We start from the raw sequence: 14,125 nt of genomic DNA on the forward strand, positions 1-14,125 counted from the left end.
GCAGGTGCGAACCGTGAAGCCAGCGCTGCACCCCGGCCGGCTGCTGGCCCGCCGGTACCGGTTGCTCGACCAGATCGGCGCCGGCGGGATGTCGGTGATCTGGCGTGCCCACGACGAGGTCCTGGACCGGATCGTCGCGTTGAAGGTGCTCGCCCCGTCGCTCGCCGCCGACGCCCGGTTCCGGGACATGGTGCGCACCGAGGCGCGCTCCGCCGCCCAGCTGGTGCACCCGCACGTCACAGCGGTGCACGACTACGGCGAGACGGTCGCGCCCGACGGCTCGATCACCTCGTTCGTGGTGATGGAGCTGCTGACCGGCGAGGAGCTGGAGCTGCGGCTGACCGAGGGCCCGCTGCCGTGGCCCGAGGCGGTGGAGCTGGGCGCGCAGATCGCCGACGCGCTCGCCACCGCGCACCGGCTGGGCATCGTGCACCGGGACATCACCCCGGCCAACGTGATGATGACCCGGGTCGGGGCCAAGGTGCTCGACTTCGGCATCGCCACCCGGGTCGGCGCCCCGGACGAGGACGAGGACGGTGGCACCTTCGGCACTCCGGCGTACGTGGCGCCGGAACGCCTCGACGGCGCGCCCGCGCAGCCGGCCACCGACGTCTACTCCCTCGGCGTGCTGCTCTACCAGGCGTTGACCGGCCGGGTGCCGTACCCGGCCGACACCTGGGACCAGCTCAGCGCCGCCCTGGCCACGGGCAAGCCCCCCTCGCTGGCCGGCGTGCCCGGCCTACCGGCCGAGGTGGGCCGGATCTGCCTGAGTTGCCTGACCCGGGACCCGGCCGCGCGGCCCACCGCGCGCCAGGTCGCCACCGTGCTGCGCGACCAACTGCTGCCGGCCGATCCGCAGGCCGCCACCATGCTCGCGCCGACCGTGACACTGCCCGCGCTGGCCGCCGCCGATCCGGCCACGGCGGGTCCGGCCCCCGACCCGGCCCGGCCGGAACGTCCGCGGCGCGCCCCGGCCGCCGCGGCCCGCCGGGTGCCGCGCCCGGCCCTGGTCGCGGCGGCGGTGGTGCTGCTGGCCGCGACGGGCCTGGCCGTGCCGGCGCTGTGGCCGGACGGCGACCGGCCACCGGCGGCGCTGCCCACCACGTCGCCGACCGGACAGCCCTCCCCGGCCGTACCGGACGCCGCGCCGCCCACCTCGTCGGCACCGGACGCCCCGGGGCGCGCCGAACCGACCGGCGACCTGCCCGGGCCGGACAGCCTGCTGACCGTGGCCAACCGGCTGGACGGGCTGATCGGCGCGGGGCTCGACGGCGGCGAGATCCGTGCCGACGTCGGCCTGGACCTGCGCAACGAGCTGCGGAACCTGACCGCCGCGGTGGGGTCCGGGCCGGCCGACCTGGCCGGGCCGGTGAGCCGGCTGCGGGAGAAGGTGGCCACCCGGGTGCGCGAGGGCGGCATCACCCCGGGGTACGCCCGCCGGCTGGACACCGCGATCGCTGAGCTGGCCGCCGCCCGGGTCTGACCCCCGACCGGCCACCGGACACCCGCCGGTGCGGTCGACCCGCGGCGCCCGATCCATGGGATGCTCAGCCCGGGCCGGCGGGGACCGGCTCGCGGGTGCCGGGGTGCGGCACGGTCCCGGCGATGAACCGCCGGTAGACCTCCTCGTAGCCGCTCGCGATCCGGTCCCGGGAGAAGCACTCCGCGACGTGCGCCACGCAGTCGGCCGGGTCGAGGCGGTTCGCCGCGCGGACCGCCTCGGGCAGCTGGTCCTCCCGGTCGCAGATCAGCCCGGTCACCCCGGGCCGGATCAGCTCGGGCACCGCCCCGCGGTTCAACGCCACCACCGGGGTGCCGGTCGCCATCGCCTCCACCATCACCATGCCGAACGGCTCCTCCCACTGGATCGGCATGATCAGGCAGCGGGCGTCGACCAGCAGGCGCAGCGCGGCGTCCCGGTCGGCGTCGAGCACCACCGTCACGTCCTCGCCGAGCAGCGGGCGGACCACCTCCTGGTAGTAGCGGCGTTCGGGCGGCTCGTTGCACTTGCCGGCCAGCACCAGCGGCAGGCCGGCCGCGCGGCAGGCCCGGATGGCCGCGTCCGGCCCCTTGTCCGGGCTGAACCGGGCCAGCCAGAGCACCGGCCCGTCACTGGGCGCGCGCTTGCTCGGCACGCCCCGCAGGTCCATCGCGTTGTGCACCGTGCCCATCCAGGGCAGCCGGGGGTTCAGCCGCCGCTGGGCGTGCGAGATGGCCACCAGTCCGACGCCGTGGTCGGTGTCGCTGAGCACGGTGCCGTACTCGCCCACCGGGTTGCCGTGCACGGTGGCCACCGTGGGAACCTGCCGCCGGCCGGCGACCAGCGGGCCGATGGTGGTGTGGTCGTGGATGACGTCGAAGTCGGCGGCGGTCACCAGTTGGTTCACCCGGGCCAGGTGGGCCAGCTCGGGCAGCGCCTCGCCGAGCCGTTCGAACTGCAGGTCCGGCACGGTGGAGACGACGTCGGCGCTGGTTCGGTGCTCCCGCCCGGCGCCGAACAGGGTGACCGCGTGCCCCCGCGCGGCCAGCGCGTCCACCAGCACCGCGACCACCTGTTCCAGCCCGCCGTAGCCGGGCGGGGGCACCGACAGCCACGGCGGGACCACCATCGCGATCCGCAGGGGCCGCTCGCGCGAACGGTCGGCCGACAGGTGGTTCAAAGCCACGGATCCTCCCCCGTCCGTCCCCTCGGTGCGCGGGCCGTCCGCCGGTCTGCCCGCCCGCCTCGACCGGCCGGGTCATCCGGATCGGCGGCGCATTCCCGGTGGCGATCCCGCTAAACCGGACATCCCGGGGCGCTCACCCACCCACCAGCAGGTTGTCGCGTACCGCCGCCACGCCCTCGGCGGACCACGCCGTCCGTTCCGCCTGGTCCCGTTCCCACCAGGAGCGGACCACGCCGTCGAGGACGACGGTGTCGCCGTCCACCGTCACGGTCACCCGCTCGGTGCCGATGCCCCGGGCCAGCGCCCGCTGGATGTCCCGCCGGGTGCGCTCGCCGTCCGGGCGGGTCGCCGGCCGCACCTCGACCAGGTTGGTCACCCCGCGGACGCCGCGCAGCCGGCGGATCTCGCGCTCGGCGGTACGCCGCTGCCAGCCGAACTCCACCGCACCGCGGAGCATCACCCAGCCGTTGGCCACCGTGACGTCGAGCCGCTCGGCGGGGACGAAGCTGTCCCACTCCAGCGCCCGGCTGACGGCGATGGCGATGTCCTCGTCGGTGCGCTCGGCCGAACCGGGCAACCGGACCTCGACGTCGTCGGCCACCACCCGTACGCCGCGGACCCGCTGCGCGCAGCGCTCGGCCGCCCACTTCGCCGCGGTGCTGTCGACCCAGCCGGTCAGCGTCACCACGCCGTCCCGCACGGTGACGCCGATGTCGTTCGGTTGCACCCGCACGTCCCAGGCCAGTTCCTCGAGCACGTCCCGCTGGATCTGCGCGTCGGTCCGGACGCTCGTTGCCGTGGTCATCGCACCCTCCCGTACGCCTGCCGGGTCTCCTGCCGACGGTGCCGGCGCGCCGGGTGAGGGCGGTTCACCCGGACCGGGTGAACCGCCCGGGAAAGGAGTGGGCGGCGGGTGACGGGACCAACCCCCTTGGCCCCGTCACCCGCCGCCCGTGGGAGGAGGCAGGCTTCGGTACGGATTAGGACGCTTCGGCGAGCGTCACGGTTGCCGTCGACTCGGATCCGTTTCGCTGGTAGGTCACCTCGACCCGGTCGCCGACCTTGCCGGCCTGCACGGCACCGACCAGGTCGTTGGAGTCGTTGATCACCTTGTCGCCGAAGCGGGTGATCACGTCGCCCTGGCGCAGGCCGGCCTTCTCGGCGGCGCTGCCCGGGGTGACGGCGGCGACCAGCGCCCCGCCGTCCGGGGCGGCGTTGACGCTCACGCCCAGCGACGGGTGGCTGACCTTCTCACCGCGCTGGAGCTTGCCGGCCACGTCCTTGGCCTTGTTGCTCGGGATGGCGAAGCCCACCCCGATGTTGCCGCTGCCCTGGCCGGCCGTGGCGATGGCGGTGTTGATGCCGATCACCTCGCCGCGGGTGTTGACCAGCGCGCCGCCGGAGTTGCCCGGGTTGATCGGCGCGTCGGTCTGCAGTAGCCCGGAGATCGAGCTGGCGCCCTGGCCCGGGGCCTGCCGCTGCTCCCCGCTGCCGGCCTGGATGGTGCGGTCCCGGGCGCTGAGGATGCCGGCGGTCACCGAGCCCTGCAGGCCCAGCGGGCTGCCCAGGGCGAGCACCTGGTCGCCGACCTGCATGGCGTCGCTGTCGCCGAAGGTGGCCGGCTTCAGGCCGCTGACCCCGGAGGCCTTCACCACGGCCAGGTCGGTCTTCGGGTCGGTGCCGACGACCCGCGCCTGGGCGCTCTTGCCGTCGGCGAAGACCACCCGGACGCTGTTCCCGCCGGCCGCGGCGACCACGTGGTTGTTGGTCAGCACGTAGCCGTCGTCGCTGAGGATCACGCCCGATCCCTCGCCGCTGTCGGTGGTGATCGACACGACGCTGTCCTGCACCGAGGCGGCGATCCGCGGCAGGTCCGCACCGTTGATCACGGGTGCGGCGGAGTAGGTGCGGGTGATCCCGCCGGAGTCGCCGTCCACGGCGAGCGCCAGCGCGCCGCCGGCGACGCCGGAGCCGAGCATCAGCGCCAGCACCGCGACGCCCGCACCGGCGAACTTGGCGATCCGGCCGGGTCGCGGCGCGGGCTGCGCCGGCGCCCAGGGCGGGGTCGGCTGGCCCGGGTGCTGCTGCGGGAAGGCGCCTCCGGGGTGGCCCGGCTGACCCCCGCCGGTCCAGCCGGAGTGCTGCCCGGAGTACCAGGGGCCGCCCGGGTAGCCGCCGGCGCCCGGGTGGCCGGGCCCGCCGGCCGGGTACGGGTGCCCGCCGGCCGGGGCGTGGCCCGGCTGGCCGGAGGTCGGGTACGGGGCGGCGGACGGCGCGGCCGAGGTGGGCTGGGCCGCGACGGCCGCGACCGGGACGGTGGGCTCGTTGCCGGCCGGGGCCTGCTCCGGCAGCCGGACCGGGGCAGGCGACGTGCCGTCGGCCGGCCGGCCGGCACCGGGGTGCTCGGCGGTGGGGTGCTCGGCGGGCCCGGTGGCGGGCTGGCCGACGGTCGGCCCGGCGGGCGGCGTGGCGACCTCGGCGGTCGGCTCGGCGGCCTCGGCGGACCGGGCGGCGGGATCGGCGGCCGGGCCCGCCTCGGTGGTCGGGGAGTCGGACTGCGCGCGCTCGACGTGCGGCAGCTCGGCGGTGGGGTGCGACGGCTCGGCGTCGGTGGGGGCCGGCCGGCGCTGCGGGTCGGACTCGTACTCGGTCATGTCTCCACCTTGCCCCTGCGCTCTGCGATCAGCCTGGAATCGGCCTGAAGGTTGGCTGAAAATCACTCGCCGTCGATGTCCACGTCCGGCACCAGCGGCAGCCGGACCCGGAAGGTCGCTCCCCCGCCCGGGGTCTCGGCCACCTCGACGGTGCCGTGGTGGGCGGCCACCAGCGCGGCGACGATGGCCAGGCCGAGCCCGGTGCCGGTGTTGCCACCGGCCCGCCGGGTACGGGCGGCGTCCACCCGGTAGAACCGCTCGAAGACGCGTTCCGCCTGTTCGGGGGCGAGTCCGGGGCCGGTGTCGGCCACCTCCACGACTGCCAGGTTGCCGGGCTCGGCGCGCAGCCGCAGGGTCACCGACGCCTCCGCCGGGGTGTGCGTCAGGGCGTTCGTCATCAGGTTGCCGATGATCTGCCGGAGCCGGCCGTCGTCGCCGTAGACCACCAGGGGCCCGGAGCCGGGCTCGATCTCCAGCTCGATCCGGCGTTCCGGCGCCATCACCCGGGCGGCCTCCACCGCGTCGCTGGCCAGCACCGGTAGCTCAACCGGGGCGAGGGAGAGCGGCCGCTCCCGGTCCAGCCGGGCGAGCAGCAGCAGGTCCTCCACCAGCAGGCCCATCCGGGCCGCCTCGTCCTCGATCCGGCGCAGCAGGTCGGCGGTCTGCTCCGGGGCGCGGGCCGCGCCCTGCCGGTACAGCTCGGCGAAACCGCGGATGGTGGTCAGCGGGGTACGCAGCTCGTGCGAGGCGTCCGCGACGAACTGCCGCATCCGCTCCTCCGAGCGCCGGGCCCGGGCCTCGGACGCCTGCGCGGCGACGGCCGCGTCCCGGGCGCTCGCCTCGGCCGAGCGGGCCGCCGTCTCCGAGGCCGCCCGGGCGGTGAAGGCCGCCTCGATCTGGGTGAGCATCGCGTTCAGCGCCCGGGAGAGCCGGCCCAGCTCCGAGGTGGGGCACTCCTGCCCCTCCTCCGGGTCGGGCACCCGGCGGGTCAGGTCGCCGCCGGCGATGGCGGCGGCCGTCCGCTCGATCTCCACCAGCGGTTTCAGGCTGGTCCGGACGATCGCCGCACCGATCGAGGCGAGCAGGATCAGCACCGACCCGCCGACCAGGACGTCGATCCAGACCAGCCGGGCGACCGCCCGGTCGACGTCGGTGAGGTGCTGGCCGAAGGCCAGGATCCGACCGTTGTCCAGCTCGGTGTAGAGCATCCGCCAGCGGGTGTGCCCGTCCACCGACCGGACGGTGAACGGCTCGCCGACCTCCTCGGCGAACCCCTGGTAGCTGGTCGGCGTCCGGGGTAGCTCGCCCGAGCGCAGCCCGGAGTAGTAAGCGGTCGGATCGACCCTGCCCGATGGAAAGGCCTGCGCGGCCACGTAGTCGCTGGGGATACCGACGAAGATCTTGTTCCCCTCGACCTGCGCGCGTTCGAGCGCCTGCGCCACCCCGTTCGTGCCGCCCCGCAGTTCGTTGTCGACCTGGTCGATCAGGTAGCTGCGCAGGAAGACGGCGGTGAGCGAGCTGATCACCAGCAGCGCCAGCGCCACCAGGGCGAGAACCGAGGTGACCAGCTTGACCCGGAGCGGGACGCTCCGGAGTCGGAGCTTCGCCTGGTGGACCGTGTTCACGCCGCCGGCTTGCGCAGCACGTAACCGACGCCCCGGAGGGTGTGGATCAGCCGGGGCTCGACGTTGTCCACCTTGCGCCGCAGGTAGGAGATGTAGGACTCGACGATGTTGTCGTCACCGCGGAAGTCGTAGTTCCAGACGTGGTCGAGGATCTGCGCCTTGGACAGCACCCGGTTGGCGTTCAGCATCAGGTAGCGCAGCAGCTTGAACTCGGTCGGCGAGAGCTGCACCCGCTGGCCGGCCCGGTGCACCTCGTGGGTCTCCTCGTCCAGTTCCAGGTCGGCGAAGGTGAGCCGGGACGGGGCCTGCTCGCCGGTGCTGGTGCGTCGCAGCACCGCCCGGATCCGGGCGGTCAGCTCCTCCAGGCTGAACGGCTTGGTGACGTAGTCGTCGCCGCCCAGGGTGAGCCCGCGGATCTTGTCGTCGGTGGCGTCCCGGGCGGTCAGGAAGACCACCGGGGTACGGGTGCCCCCCTCGCGCAGCATCCGGATCACCTCGAAGCCGTCCAGGTCGGGCAGCATCACGTCGAGCACCACCAGATCGGGCCGGTGGTCCTTGGCGGCGCTCAGCGCGGAACTGCCGCTGGTCGCGGTGGCCACGTCGAAGCCCGCGAACCGTAGGCTCGCGGAGAGCAGTTCGAGGATGTTGGGATCGTCCTCGACGACGAGCAGTCGCGCCTCGGTCTGGGTAGCGGGCATGTGCCCATCATCCGCGCCGTCGCTGCGTCCGGCCTGGGTGGTCCCTGGAAAAACCCTGTGAGCCGCCCCGCCAGCCGCTGGACGGCCCGCCCGGCATGCTGGGCGCGCGTCCGCCGGGGCGGGCGCGGCCCGCACGGCGGCGGAGGTCAGCGCAGCAGCCGGCGCAGCCCGTCCAGGGCGCCGTCGAGCAGCCGGATCGCCGTCCGCAGCTGCGCGTCGCTGAGCCGCCGGGCCCGGACCAGCGCGGCCACCTCGCCGGTGAACGCGGCCAGTCGCTCGTCGAACTCCGCCTGGGCGGCCGGTTCCGGCCCGGGCGGCGGAGGTGCGGTGGCGGGAGCGGGAGACGGAGCGGGGGCGGGTGCGGGCGGGACCCACCGGCCGCGCCGGGTCTGCCGGGTCGCCTCGCGCAGTTCCCGCTTGAGGTCGCGGACGGAGCCGCGTACCTCGCTGCGGATCTCCCCGGCCAGGGTGGAGAGATCGGCCACCGAGGCCGCGATGTCCGATTCCAGGGCGGCCAGTTCGCCGGCCCGCTGGTTCAGCTCGGCCCGCCCGGCGTCGGTGATCTCGTAGACCTTCCGGCCCCCGGCCGCGGTGTGGCTGACCAGCCCGTCGGCCTCCAGCCGCTGCAACCGCGGGTAGATGGTGCCGGCGCTGGGGGCGTACAGGCCGAGGAACCGCTCCTCCAGCAGGCGGATCAGCTCGTATCCGTGCTTGGGGCCGCCGTCGAGGAGCTTGAGCAGGTAGAGCCGGAGCCGCCCGTGACTGAACACGGCGGTCACGGCAACTCCTCCTCGTCGTCGTCCACCGGACGGGCGAGCAGCGCGATGCTGCCGGAGGTGGCGGACGCCCAGAGCCTACCCTCGCCGGCGCCGAGCACCCCCTCGCTGTCGACCACCGCGCCCAGCGCGGCGTTGCCGCGTACCGCCGGGAAGCCGCTGGTGATCCGCCCGGACGAGGTGTGCAACCGGACGGCGAGGTCGCTGTCCTCCCGGACCCGGACGGTGATGCTGCCGGAGATCGTGCTCAGCCGGATGTCGCTGCGCCGGGGATTGTCGAAGTCGCAGGTGATGGCGCCGGAGACGGTCTGCGCGCGGACCTGGCCGGGCGCGCTGTCGGCGAGGATGACCTCGCCCGAGACGGTCTCCACCTCGAGGTCGCCGGTCACCCCGAGCGCCTCCACCGGGCCCGAGGTGATCTTCGCGGCGGTCCGCCCGCGCAGCCCCATCAGGGTGATCTGGCCGGCGGTCACGTCCGCCCGGGTCTGCCGGCGCAGCCCGGAGGCGACCAGCGAGCCCTCGGTCAGGTGCAGGTCGGCGAGCACGTCGGCGGGGACCGCGACCGAGACGTCGACCCGGGGCAACCGGGCCAGCGGCCCGACCCAGAACAGCGCGTCCCACCAGCGGTTGCCGCGCGGCTGCCGGACGGACAACCGCCCGTCGCGGTGCTCGATCCGCACCGGCCGGCGGCCGACCCGGGTGACGTCCACCCGGGGCGGGCCGTCGGCGGCCACCACGTTGAGCCGACCGCTGACCAGGCGGACGTCGAGCCGGGTGACCGGCCCGTCCAGGGTGAGCCGCTGCGGACTGTCGACGATCCACTCGGTCATGGTTCCTCCCTCGGCGGGCGCGGCGGGGCGCGCCGACGCCGAGGAGACTAACGCGATACATCGCGATATGGCAAGACGGTGTCGCGGGCGCGGGCGGGGAGGCTCGGGGTCAGGCGGCCAGGTCGACCTCGAACGCCGCCCGTGGCCGCGGCGCCGGTCGGGCGGCCGCCGGGCGGAGGTGTACGGCCGACTCGGCGGCCCGGGCCAGCATCCGCCGGTCCGCCCCCGGGGCGGGGTGCAGCGCGGTCGTCACGGTCACCGTGAGCACCAGGCCGGGGCTGGCCAGCACCCGCCGCAGCGACCGCCACAGGTGCTCGTCGCCGAGGAAGGCCGGCGCCGTGGTCGCCTCCCCGGTCGCCGCGTCCCGGTAGCCGATCCGCAACGGCACCACCGGAGCGCCGGTGTCGACGGCCGCCTGGAACACCGCCGGCCGGAACCCGCCCGGTGGCCGGCAACCCGTCGCCGCGCCGCACCAGGTGGTGCCCTCCGGGAACACCGCCACGGACCGACCCGCCCGCAGCGCGTCCGCCACCCGGCCGACGGTGGCCGGCAGGTCGCGGGGTCGGGTCCGGTCCACGAAGAGGGTGCCGGCGGCCCGGGCCAGCCAGCCCAGCAGGGGCCAGCCGCGTACCTCGCGCTTGGCCACCGGCCGGGCCGGCGCGACGGCGAGCACGGCCAGCACGTCCAGCCAGGACAGGTGGTTGGCGACCAGCAGCGCGCGCCGCCGGGGCAGCCGGCCGCGGACCACCAGGCGCACCCCGAGCGCCCGGGCGGTGGCCCGGGCCCAGCCGCCCAGCGCCACCCGCCGCTCCGCCGCCGGCAGCAGCGGCAGCAGCACCGCCAGGCCGGTGCCGAGCACCAGCATCCCGAGCAGGGCGGCCAGCCGCGCGGCCCGGCGAACCGCCGGCACGACCGGGGTCCGGCCGGGCGCCGGCAGGCAGTCCGGGCCGCAGCCGGAGGCCGGCCGCCAGAGGTCGTGCCCGCTCACCGGTCCGCTCCCGCCGGCCGGTCCGCCCCGGCCAGGAAGTGCCGCAGGTAGCGCGGGTTCATCCGGTCCAGCGAGAACAGCACGTAGAAGTCGGCGACCCCGAAGTCCGGGTCGTACGCCGGCTCGCCACAGATCCACGCGCCCAGCCGGAGGTAGCCGCGCAGCAGTGGCGGCACCCGGGTCGGGCCGGCCGGGCCGGGATCCGGGACCGCCGCCCGGGCGCCCGGTTCGGCGAACCAGGGCCGCAACGGGCGGACCCGCAGCGGCGGCGGCGCCAGGTGCCGGGCGCGCGCCCGGGCCCAGACCTCGGCGGCGGCGAGCCCGCCGTCCGCGACCGGCACCGAGGCGCAGCCGCCGAGCCAGCGGGAGCCGCGCAGGTGCAGGTAGCGGGTGATGCCGGCCCACATCAGGTTGATCACCGCGCCGGTCCGGTGGTCCGGGTGCACGCAGGAGCGGCCGGTCTCGACCAGGACGTCCCGCAGCGGGGCGAGCGGGGTCAGGTCGAACTCGCCCTCGGCGTACCGGCGGGCGGTCCGGCCGGGCGGCAGCAGCCGGTACGTGCCGACCACCTCGCCGGTGCGTTCCTCCAGCACGACCAGGTGGTCGCAGTACGGGTCGAGGTCGTCGGCGTCCAGGCCGGCGGAGCCCGGGAGGGTGGCCCCGAGTTCGGTGGCGAACACCTCGTGCCGGAGGCGTTGCGCGGCCGCGACCCGGGTCGGGTCGTCGGCGATCAGCAGGGTGTATCCGCTGGTCGTCAGGGGTGCGCCAGCGGCGGGCAGGACAGCCATGGGAACTGTGTAGGCGGCCCGGGTGCCGGTCGCGGTGACCAGGAGTGTCGATCCGGTGAACGCCGGCCGGCGACCCGTGACGGGTGGCGGCGCGCGGGCACGAGACCGCCCGGGCGACGGCCAGCGGCGCGGCACGGGCGGGGGCAGCGGCCCAGTCGGGGGGTGAGCGCGGCGGCGCGGCCGGGTGAGCGCGGCGGCGCGACACCGGTGGCGGGTGCCGGGTCCACCGGGGCGGGAGGGGTGCGCCGCCACCGGCACCCGGCGTGCGAGGCTGCCGGAGCGGCCGGCGACGACGCCGGAGCCGCGACCGTCGGAGGTGTCTGATGATCATCGAGTCCCGCTTCAACGGGCCGCCCGGCTCGGGCAACGGCGGCTGGAGCGCCGGGCTCTTCGCGGCCGCGTCCGGCGGGCCGGGGCCGGTCGAGGTGACGCTGCGCCGGCCGCCGCCGCTGGAGACCCCGCTGACGCTCGCCGACGGCGAGGTCCACGACCCGGACGGGCACCTGGTCGCCGAGGTCCGCCCGACCGGGGAGATCGCGGCGGTGGTGCCGCCGGTGGACCTGCCGACCGCCCGGGCCGCCGCGGCCGGGTACCCCGGTCTGGTCGACCACCCCTTCCCCGGCTGCTACGTCTGCGGGCCGCGGCGGGCGGACGGGCTGCGGATCTTCCCGGGTCGGCTGCCGGACGGGCGGACCGCCGCCCCGTTCCGGGTGCCGGCGAAGGTCGAGGTGCCGACCGTCTGGGCGGCCCTGGACTGTCCCGGCGGCTGGTCGGTGATCGCGCCCGGCCGCCCGTACGTGCTGGGCCGGATCGCCGCGACCGTGCACGCGCTGCCGGCGCCGGGCGACGAGTGCGTGGTGACCGGCGCGACCGTGGGCGGCGAGGGCCGCAAGGCGCTCGTGCACACCAGCCTGTACGGCCCGACCGGGCAGCTGCTCGGCACCGCCCGGGCGACCTGGGTGGCGTTGCCCGCCGGCTGAGGTCCGTCCCGAGGATGACCCCCCTCCTGCCCGGGGTGGAGAGGAAACTACGGACCGCGCCTGATTGACCTTGTTGCGCGCGGCCGTCACGCTGTGCAACGGCGTACCCCGACGCCATCGCACGGAGGGAGAGTAATGACTGACGGGCAGCGAAGCCCCACCGACGGTCAGATCGTGGTGTCCGGCCTGACGAAGCAGTACAAGAACGTGAGGGCGGTCAACGACCTGTCGTTCACCGTCGAGCCGGGGCGGGTGACCGGCTTCCTCGGCCCGAACGGGGCCGGCAAGACCACCACCCTGCGCATGCTGCTGAACCTGGTCACCCCCACCGCCGGCGTGGCGACCATCGGCGGCCGGCGGTACGCCGACCTGACCGACCCGCTGCGGCACGTCGGGGCGGTGCTGGAGGCGTCCAGCGCGCACAAGGGCCGGACCGGCATCAACCACCTCCGGGTGATCTGCGCGGCGGCCGGGCTGCCGAAGCAGCGGGCCGACGAGGCGCTGGCCCTGGTCGGGCTGACCCCGGCGGCGAAGCGCAAGTTCAAGGGCTACTCGCTCGGCATGAAGCAGCGCCTGGGCATCGCCGCCGCGATGCTCGGTGACCCGCGGGTGCTGATCCTCGACGAGCCGGCCAACGGTCTGGACCCGGAGGGCATCCGCTGGATGCGCGGGTTCCTCAAGGGCCTGGCCCAGCAGGGCCGCACCGTGCTGGTCTCCAGCCACCTGCTGTCGGAGATGCAGCTGCTCGCCGACGACGTGGTGATCATCGCCGCCGGCCAGCTGGTCCGGCAGGGCCCGGTGGACCAGGTGATCGGCTCGATGGCGCAGGGCGTCCGGGTGCGGGTCCGCACCCCGCAGGCCGACGCGCTGACCGCGGCGTTGAAGGCGGAGGCGGCCACGGTCGACCTCGACGAGCACGGCGCCCTGCTGGTCGGCGGGGTGGACGCCCCGACGGTCGGCCGGGTCGCCCTGGCCGCCGGCGTGGAGCTGCACGAACTCACCACGGAACGACCCGACCTGGAACGGGTGTTCCTGGAGCTGACGGCCGGAAAGGCGGACATCCGATGAACCTCGTCCGATCCGAGCTGCTCAAGATCCGTACCACCAGCACCTGGTGGTGGCTGGCGATCGGGGCGTTCCTGGCCATCGCGATGGCCTTCGCCTTCAACGCCTGGGCCGCCAGCGAGGTGTTCAAGGGCAACGGCGAGACCCTGGGCTTCAGCGGGGACCAGGCGACCGTCCCGGCGCAGGCGGCGAACATCTACACCTCCGGCCAGTACCTCGGCCTGATGTTCGTGATGCTGATCGGCATCCTGATGGTCACCAACGAGTTCTTCCACCAGACGGCGACCACCACCTTCCTGGCCACCCCGCGGCGCACCTCGGTGATCGCCAGCAAGCTGGTCGCGGCCAGCCTGCTGGGCTTCCTGTTCTGGCTGGTCACCACGCTGATCGACCTGGCCGCCGGCGCGATCTTCCTGACCGCCCAGGACCAGGGCACCCAGCTCGGCGAGTGGGCGGTGCAGCGGGCGCTGCTGTTCAACCTGCTGGCGTACGCGATCTGGACGATCCTCGGGGTCGGCATCGGCACGCTGATCACCAACCAGCTGGGCGCGGTGATCACCTCCGCGGTGCTCTACCTGGTCGGCACCCAGGTGATCGGTCTGCTGTTCCTGCTGCTGTCCAACGCGCTGGACAACCCGGCGGTGGTGAAGTGGCAGGTGATCTGGCCGGCGGTGGCGTCCACGGTGATGATCTCCGAGGGCCAGTCGGAGTTCACCCCCGCGTGGTGGGTCGGCGCCCTGGTGCTGATCGGCTACGCGGTGGTCACCGGAACCTTCGGCGTCCTGATGACCCGGCGGCGGGACATCTCCTGACCGCGAGCGGTCCGGGCGGGGGTGGTGCCGGTCGGCGCCACCCCCGCTCCGCGTCCGGGTGCGGCCACCACGTGGCGGACGCGGAAAGTGGGCGTCTCCGACACCCCGCGCCTTACCAGCAGTTGTCGGAACACGCAGCGTTTACCGAACTTCTGGCATCTTCTGTGAAACGGACCACGCAGCGGAGGCGGAAATGCCTGCGGCATCCGTACGGCGTAGCCTGGGAGCCGTCTCGTGCGCGCC

13 protein-coding genes are annotated in these 14,125 nt (G+C 75.2%); 4 read left to right on the forward strand and 9 right to left on the reverse strand.

The features are described 5' to 3' along the window. Window positions 1–13 precede the first annotated feature (13 nt). A complete protein-coding gene (locus Q3W71_RS11475) occupies window positions 14–1,483 on the forward strand; it encodes a serine/threonine-protein kinase (RefSeq protein WP_302919279.1) in 1,470 nt (489 codons plus the stop codon). Between the two features lie 64 nt (window positions 1,484–1,547). Here Q3W71_RS11475 and Q3W71_RS11480 read toward each other — a convergent pair whose 3' ends face one another. The 9 genes from Q3W71_RS11480 to Q3W71_RS11520 form a co-directional block, all read right to left on the reverse strand. Next, window positions 1,548–2,609: a glycosyltransferase family 4 protein gene (locus Q3W71_RS11480; RefSeq protein ID WP_302919676.1), complete on the reverse strand. Its 1,062-nt coding sequence runs from the start codon at window positions 2,607–2,609 to the stop codon at window positions 1,548–1,550. Between the two features lie 190 nt (window positions 2,610–2,799). Beyond that, a complete protein-coding gene (locus tag Q3W71_RS11485; protein ID WP_302919280.1) occupies window positions 2,800–3,471 on the reverse strand; it encodes a BON domain-containing protein in 672 nt (223 codons plus the stop codon). Between the two features lie 175 nt (window positions 3,472–3,646). Then, window positions 3,647–5,320 (reverse strand): S1C family serine protease, encoded by a 1,674-nt coding sequence (locus Q3W71_RS11490; RefSeq protein WP_302919281.1) that lies wholly within the window; start codon window positions 5,318–5,320, stop codon window positions 3,647–3,649. 62 nt (window positions 5,321–5,382) lie between these two features. Next, window positions 5,383–6,945 carry a cell wall metabolism sensor histidine kinase WalK gene (locus Q3W71_RS11495; protein ID WP_302919282.1) on the reverse strand — a complete coding sequence of 521 codons (1,563 nt, stop codon included), beginning with the start codon at window positions 6,943–6,945 and terminating at the stop codon, window positions 5,383–5,385. Then, a complete protein-coding gene (locus tag Q3W71_RS11500; protein ID WP_088992133.1) occupies window positions 6,942–7,643 on the reverse strand; it encodes a response regulator transcription factor in 702 nt (233 codons plus the stop codon). Before Q3W71_RS11500 ends, Q3W71_RS11495 begins: the two co-directional genes overlap by 4 nt. Before the next feature lie 146 nt (window positions 7,644–7,789). Then, window positions 7,790–8,422, reverse strand: a complete 633-nt coding sequence (locus tag Q3W71_RS11505; protein WP_302919283.1) for a PadR family transcriptional regulator — start codon at window positions 8,420–8,422, stop codon at window positions 7,790–7,792. Beyond that, on the reverse strand, window positions 8,419–9,249 hold the full coding sequence (locus Q3W71_RS11510; RefSeq protein ID WP_302919284.1) for a DUF4097 family beta strand repeat-containing protein: 831 nt from the start codon (window positions 9,247–9,249) through the stop codon (window positions 8,419–8,421). The genes Q3W71_RS11505 and Q3W71_RS11510 overlap by 4 nt, the downstream gene beginning before the upstream one ends. Before the next feature lie 109 nt (window positions 9,250–9,358). Beyond that, entirely contained in the window at window positions 9,359–10,237 is an 879-nt protein-coding gene (locus tag Q3W71_RS11515; protein ID WP_302919285.1) for a lysophospholipid acyltransferase family protein, read from the reverse strand. Next, window positions 10,234–11,025, reverse strand: a complete 792-nt coding sequence (locus tag Q3W71_RS11520; RefSeq protein ID WP_302919286.1) for a GNAT family N-acetyltransferase — start codon at window positions 11,023–11,025, stop codon at window positions 10,234–10,236. The genes Q3W71_RS11515 and Q3W71_RS11520 overlap by 4 nt, the downstream gene beginning before the upstream one ends. A gap of 323 nt (window positions 11,026–11,348) precedes the next feature. Here Q3W71_RS11520 and Q3W71_RS11525 point away from each other — a divergent pair, with 323 nt between their 5' ends. The 3 genes from Q3W71_RS11525 to Q3W71_RS11535 all read left to right on the forward strand — a co-directional run bounded on the left by Q3W71_RS11525 (window position 11,349) and on the right by Q3W71_RS11535 (window position 13,882). After that, complete coding sequence (locus Q3W71_RS11525; RefSeq protein ID WP_302919287.1) at window positions 11,349–12,005, forward strand: hypothetical protein; 657 nt, start codon at window positions 11,349–11,351, stop codon at window positions 12,003–12,005. A 135-nt stretch (window positions 12,006–12,140) separates the two neighbouring features. After that, window positions 12,141–13,073, forward strand: a complete 933-nt coding sequence (locus Q3W71_RS11530) for an ABC transporter ATP-binding protein (RefSeq protein WP_302919288.1) — start codon at window positions 12,141–12,143, stop codon at window positions 13,071–13,073. After that, window positions 13,070–13,882, forward strand: a complete 813-nt coding sequence (locus tag Q3W71_RS11535) for an ABC transporter permease (RefSeq protein WP_302919289.1) — start codon at window positions 13,070–13,072, stop codon at window positions 13,880–13,882. Before Q3W71_RS11530 ends, Q3W71_RS11535 begins: the two co-directional genes overlap by 4 nt. The last annotated feature ends 243 nt before the right edge of the window (window positions 13,883–14,125 follow it).

Origin of the sequence: Micromonospora sp. C28SCA-DRY-2, assembly GCF_030519475.1 — a bacterium.
In the GTDB taxonomy this organism is placed as follows: Bacteria; Actinomycetota; Actinomycetes; order Mycobacteriales; family Micromonosporaceae; genus Micromonospora.

What these genes read in the sequence shown, in the direction of transcription:
- Q3W71_RS11480 (WP_302919676.1), bottom strand. Translation starts at nt 2,609, where the DNA reads ATGGTGGTCCCGCCGTGGCTGTCGGTGCCCCCGCCCGGCTACGGCGGG.
- Q3W71_RS11535 (WP_302919289.1), top strand. Translation starts at nt 13,070, where the DNA reads ATGAACCTCGTCCGATCCGAGCTGCTCAAGATCCGTACCACCAGCACC.
- Q3W71_RS11520 (WP_302919286.1), bottom strand. Translation starts at nt 11,025, where the DNA reads ATGGCTGTCCTGCCCGCCGCTGGCGCACCCCTGACGACCAGCGGATAC.
- Q3W71_RS11510 (WP_302919284.1), bottom strand. Translation starts at nt 9,249, where the DNA reads ATGACCGAGTGGATCGTCGACAGTCCGCAGCGGCTCACCCTGGACGGG.
- Q3W71_RS11490 (WP_302919281.1), bottom strand. Translation starts at nt 5,320, where the DNA reads ATGACCGAGTACGAGTCCGACCCGCAGCGCCGGCCGGCCCCCACCGAC.
- Q3W71_RS11485 (WP_302919280.1), bottom strand. Translation starts at nt 3,471, where the DNA reads ATGACCACGGCAACGAGCGTCCGGACCGACGCGCAGATCCAGCGGGAC.
- Q3W71_RS11530 (WP_302919288.1), top strand. Translation starts at nt 12,141, where the DNA reads ATGACTGACGGGCAGCGAAGCCCCACCGACGGTCAGATCGTGGTGTCC.
- Q3W71_RS11500 (WP_088992133.1), bottom strand. Translation starts at nt 7,643, where the DNA reads ATGCCCGCTACCCAGACCGAGGCGCGACTGCTCGTCGTCGAGGACGAT.
- Q3W71_RS11525 (WP_302919287.1), top strand. Translation starts at nt 11,349, where the DNA reads ATGATCATCGAGTCCCGCTTCAACGGGCCGCCCGGCTCGGGCAACGGC.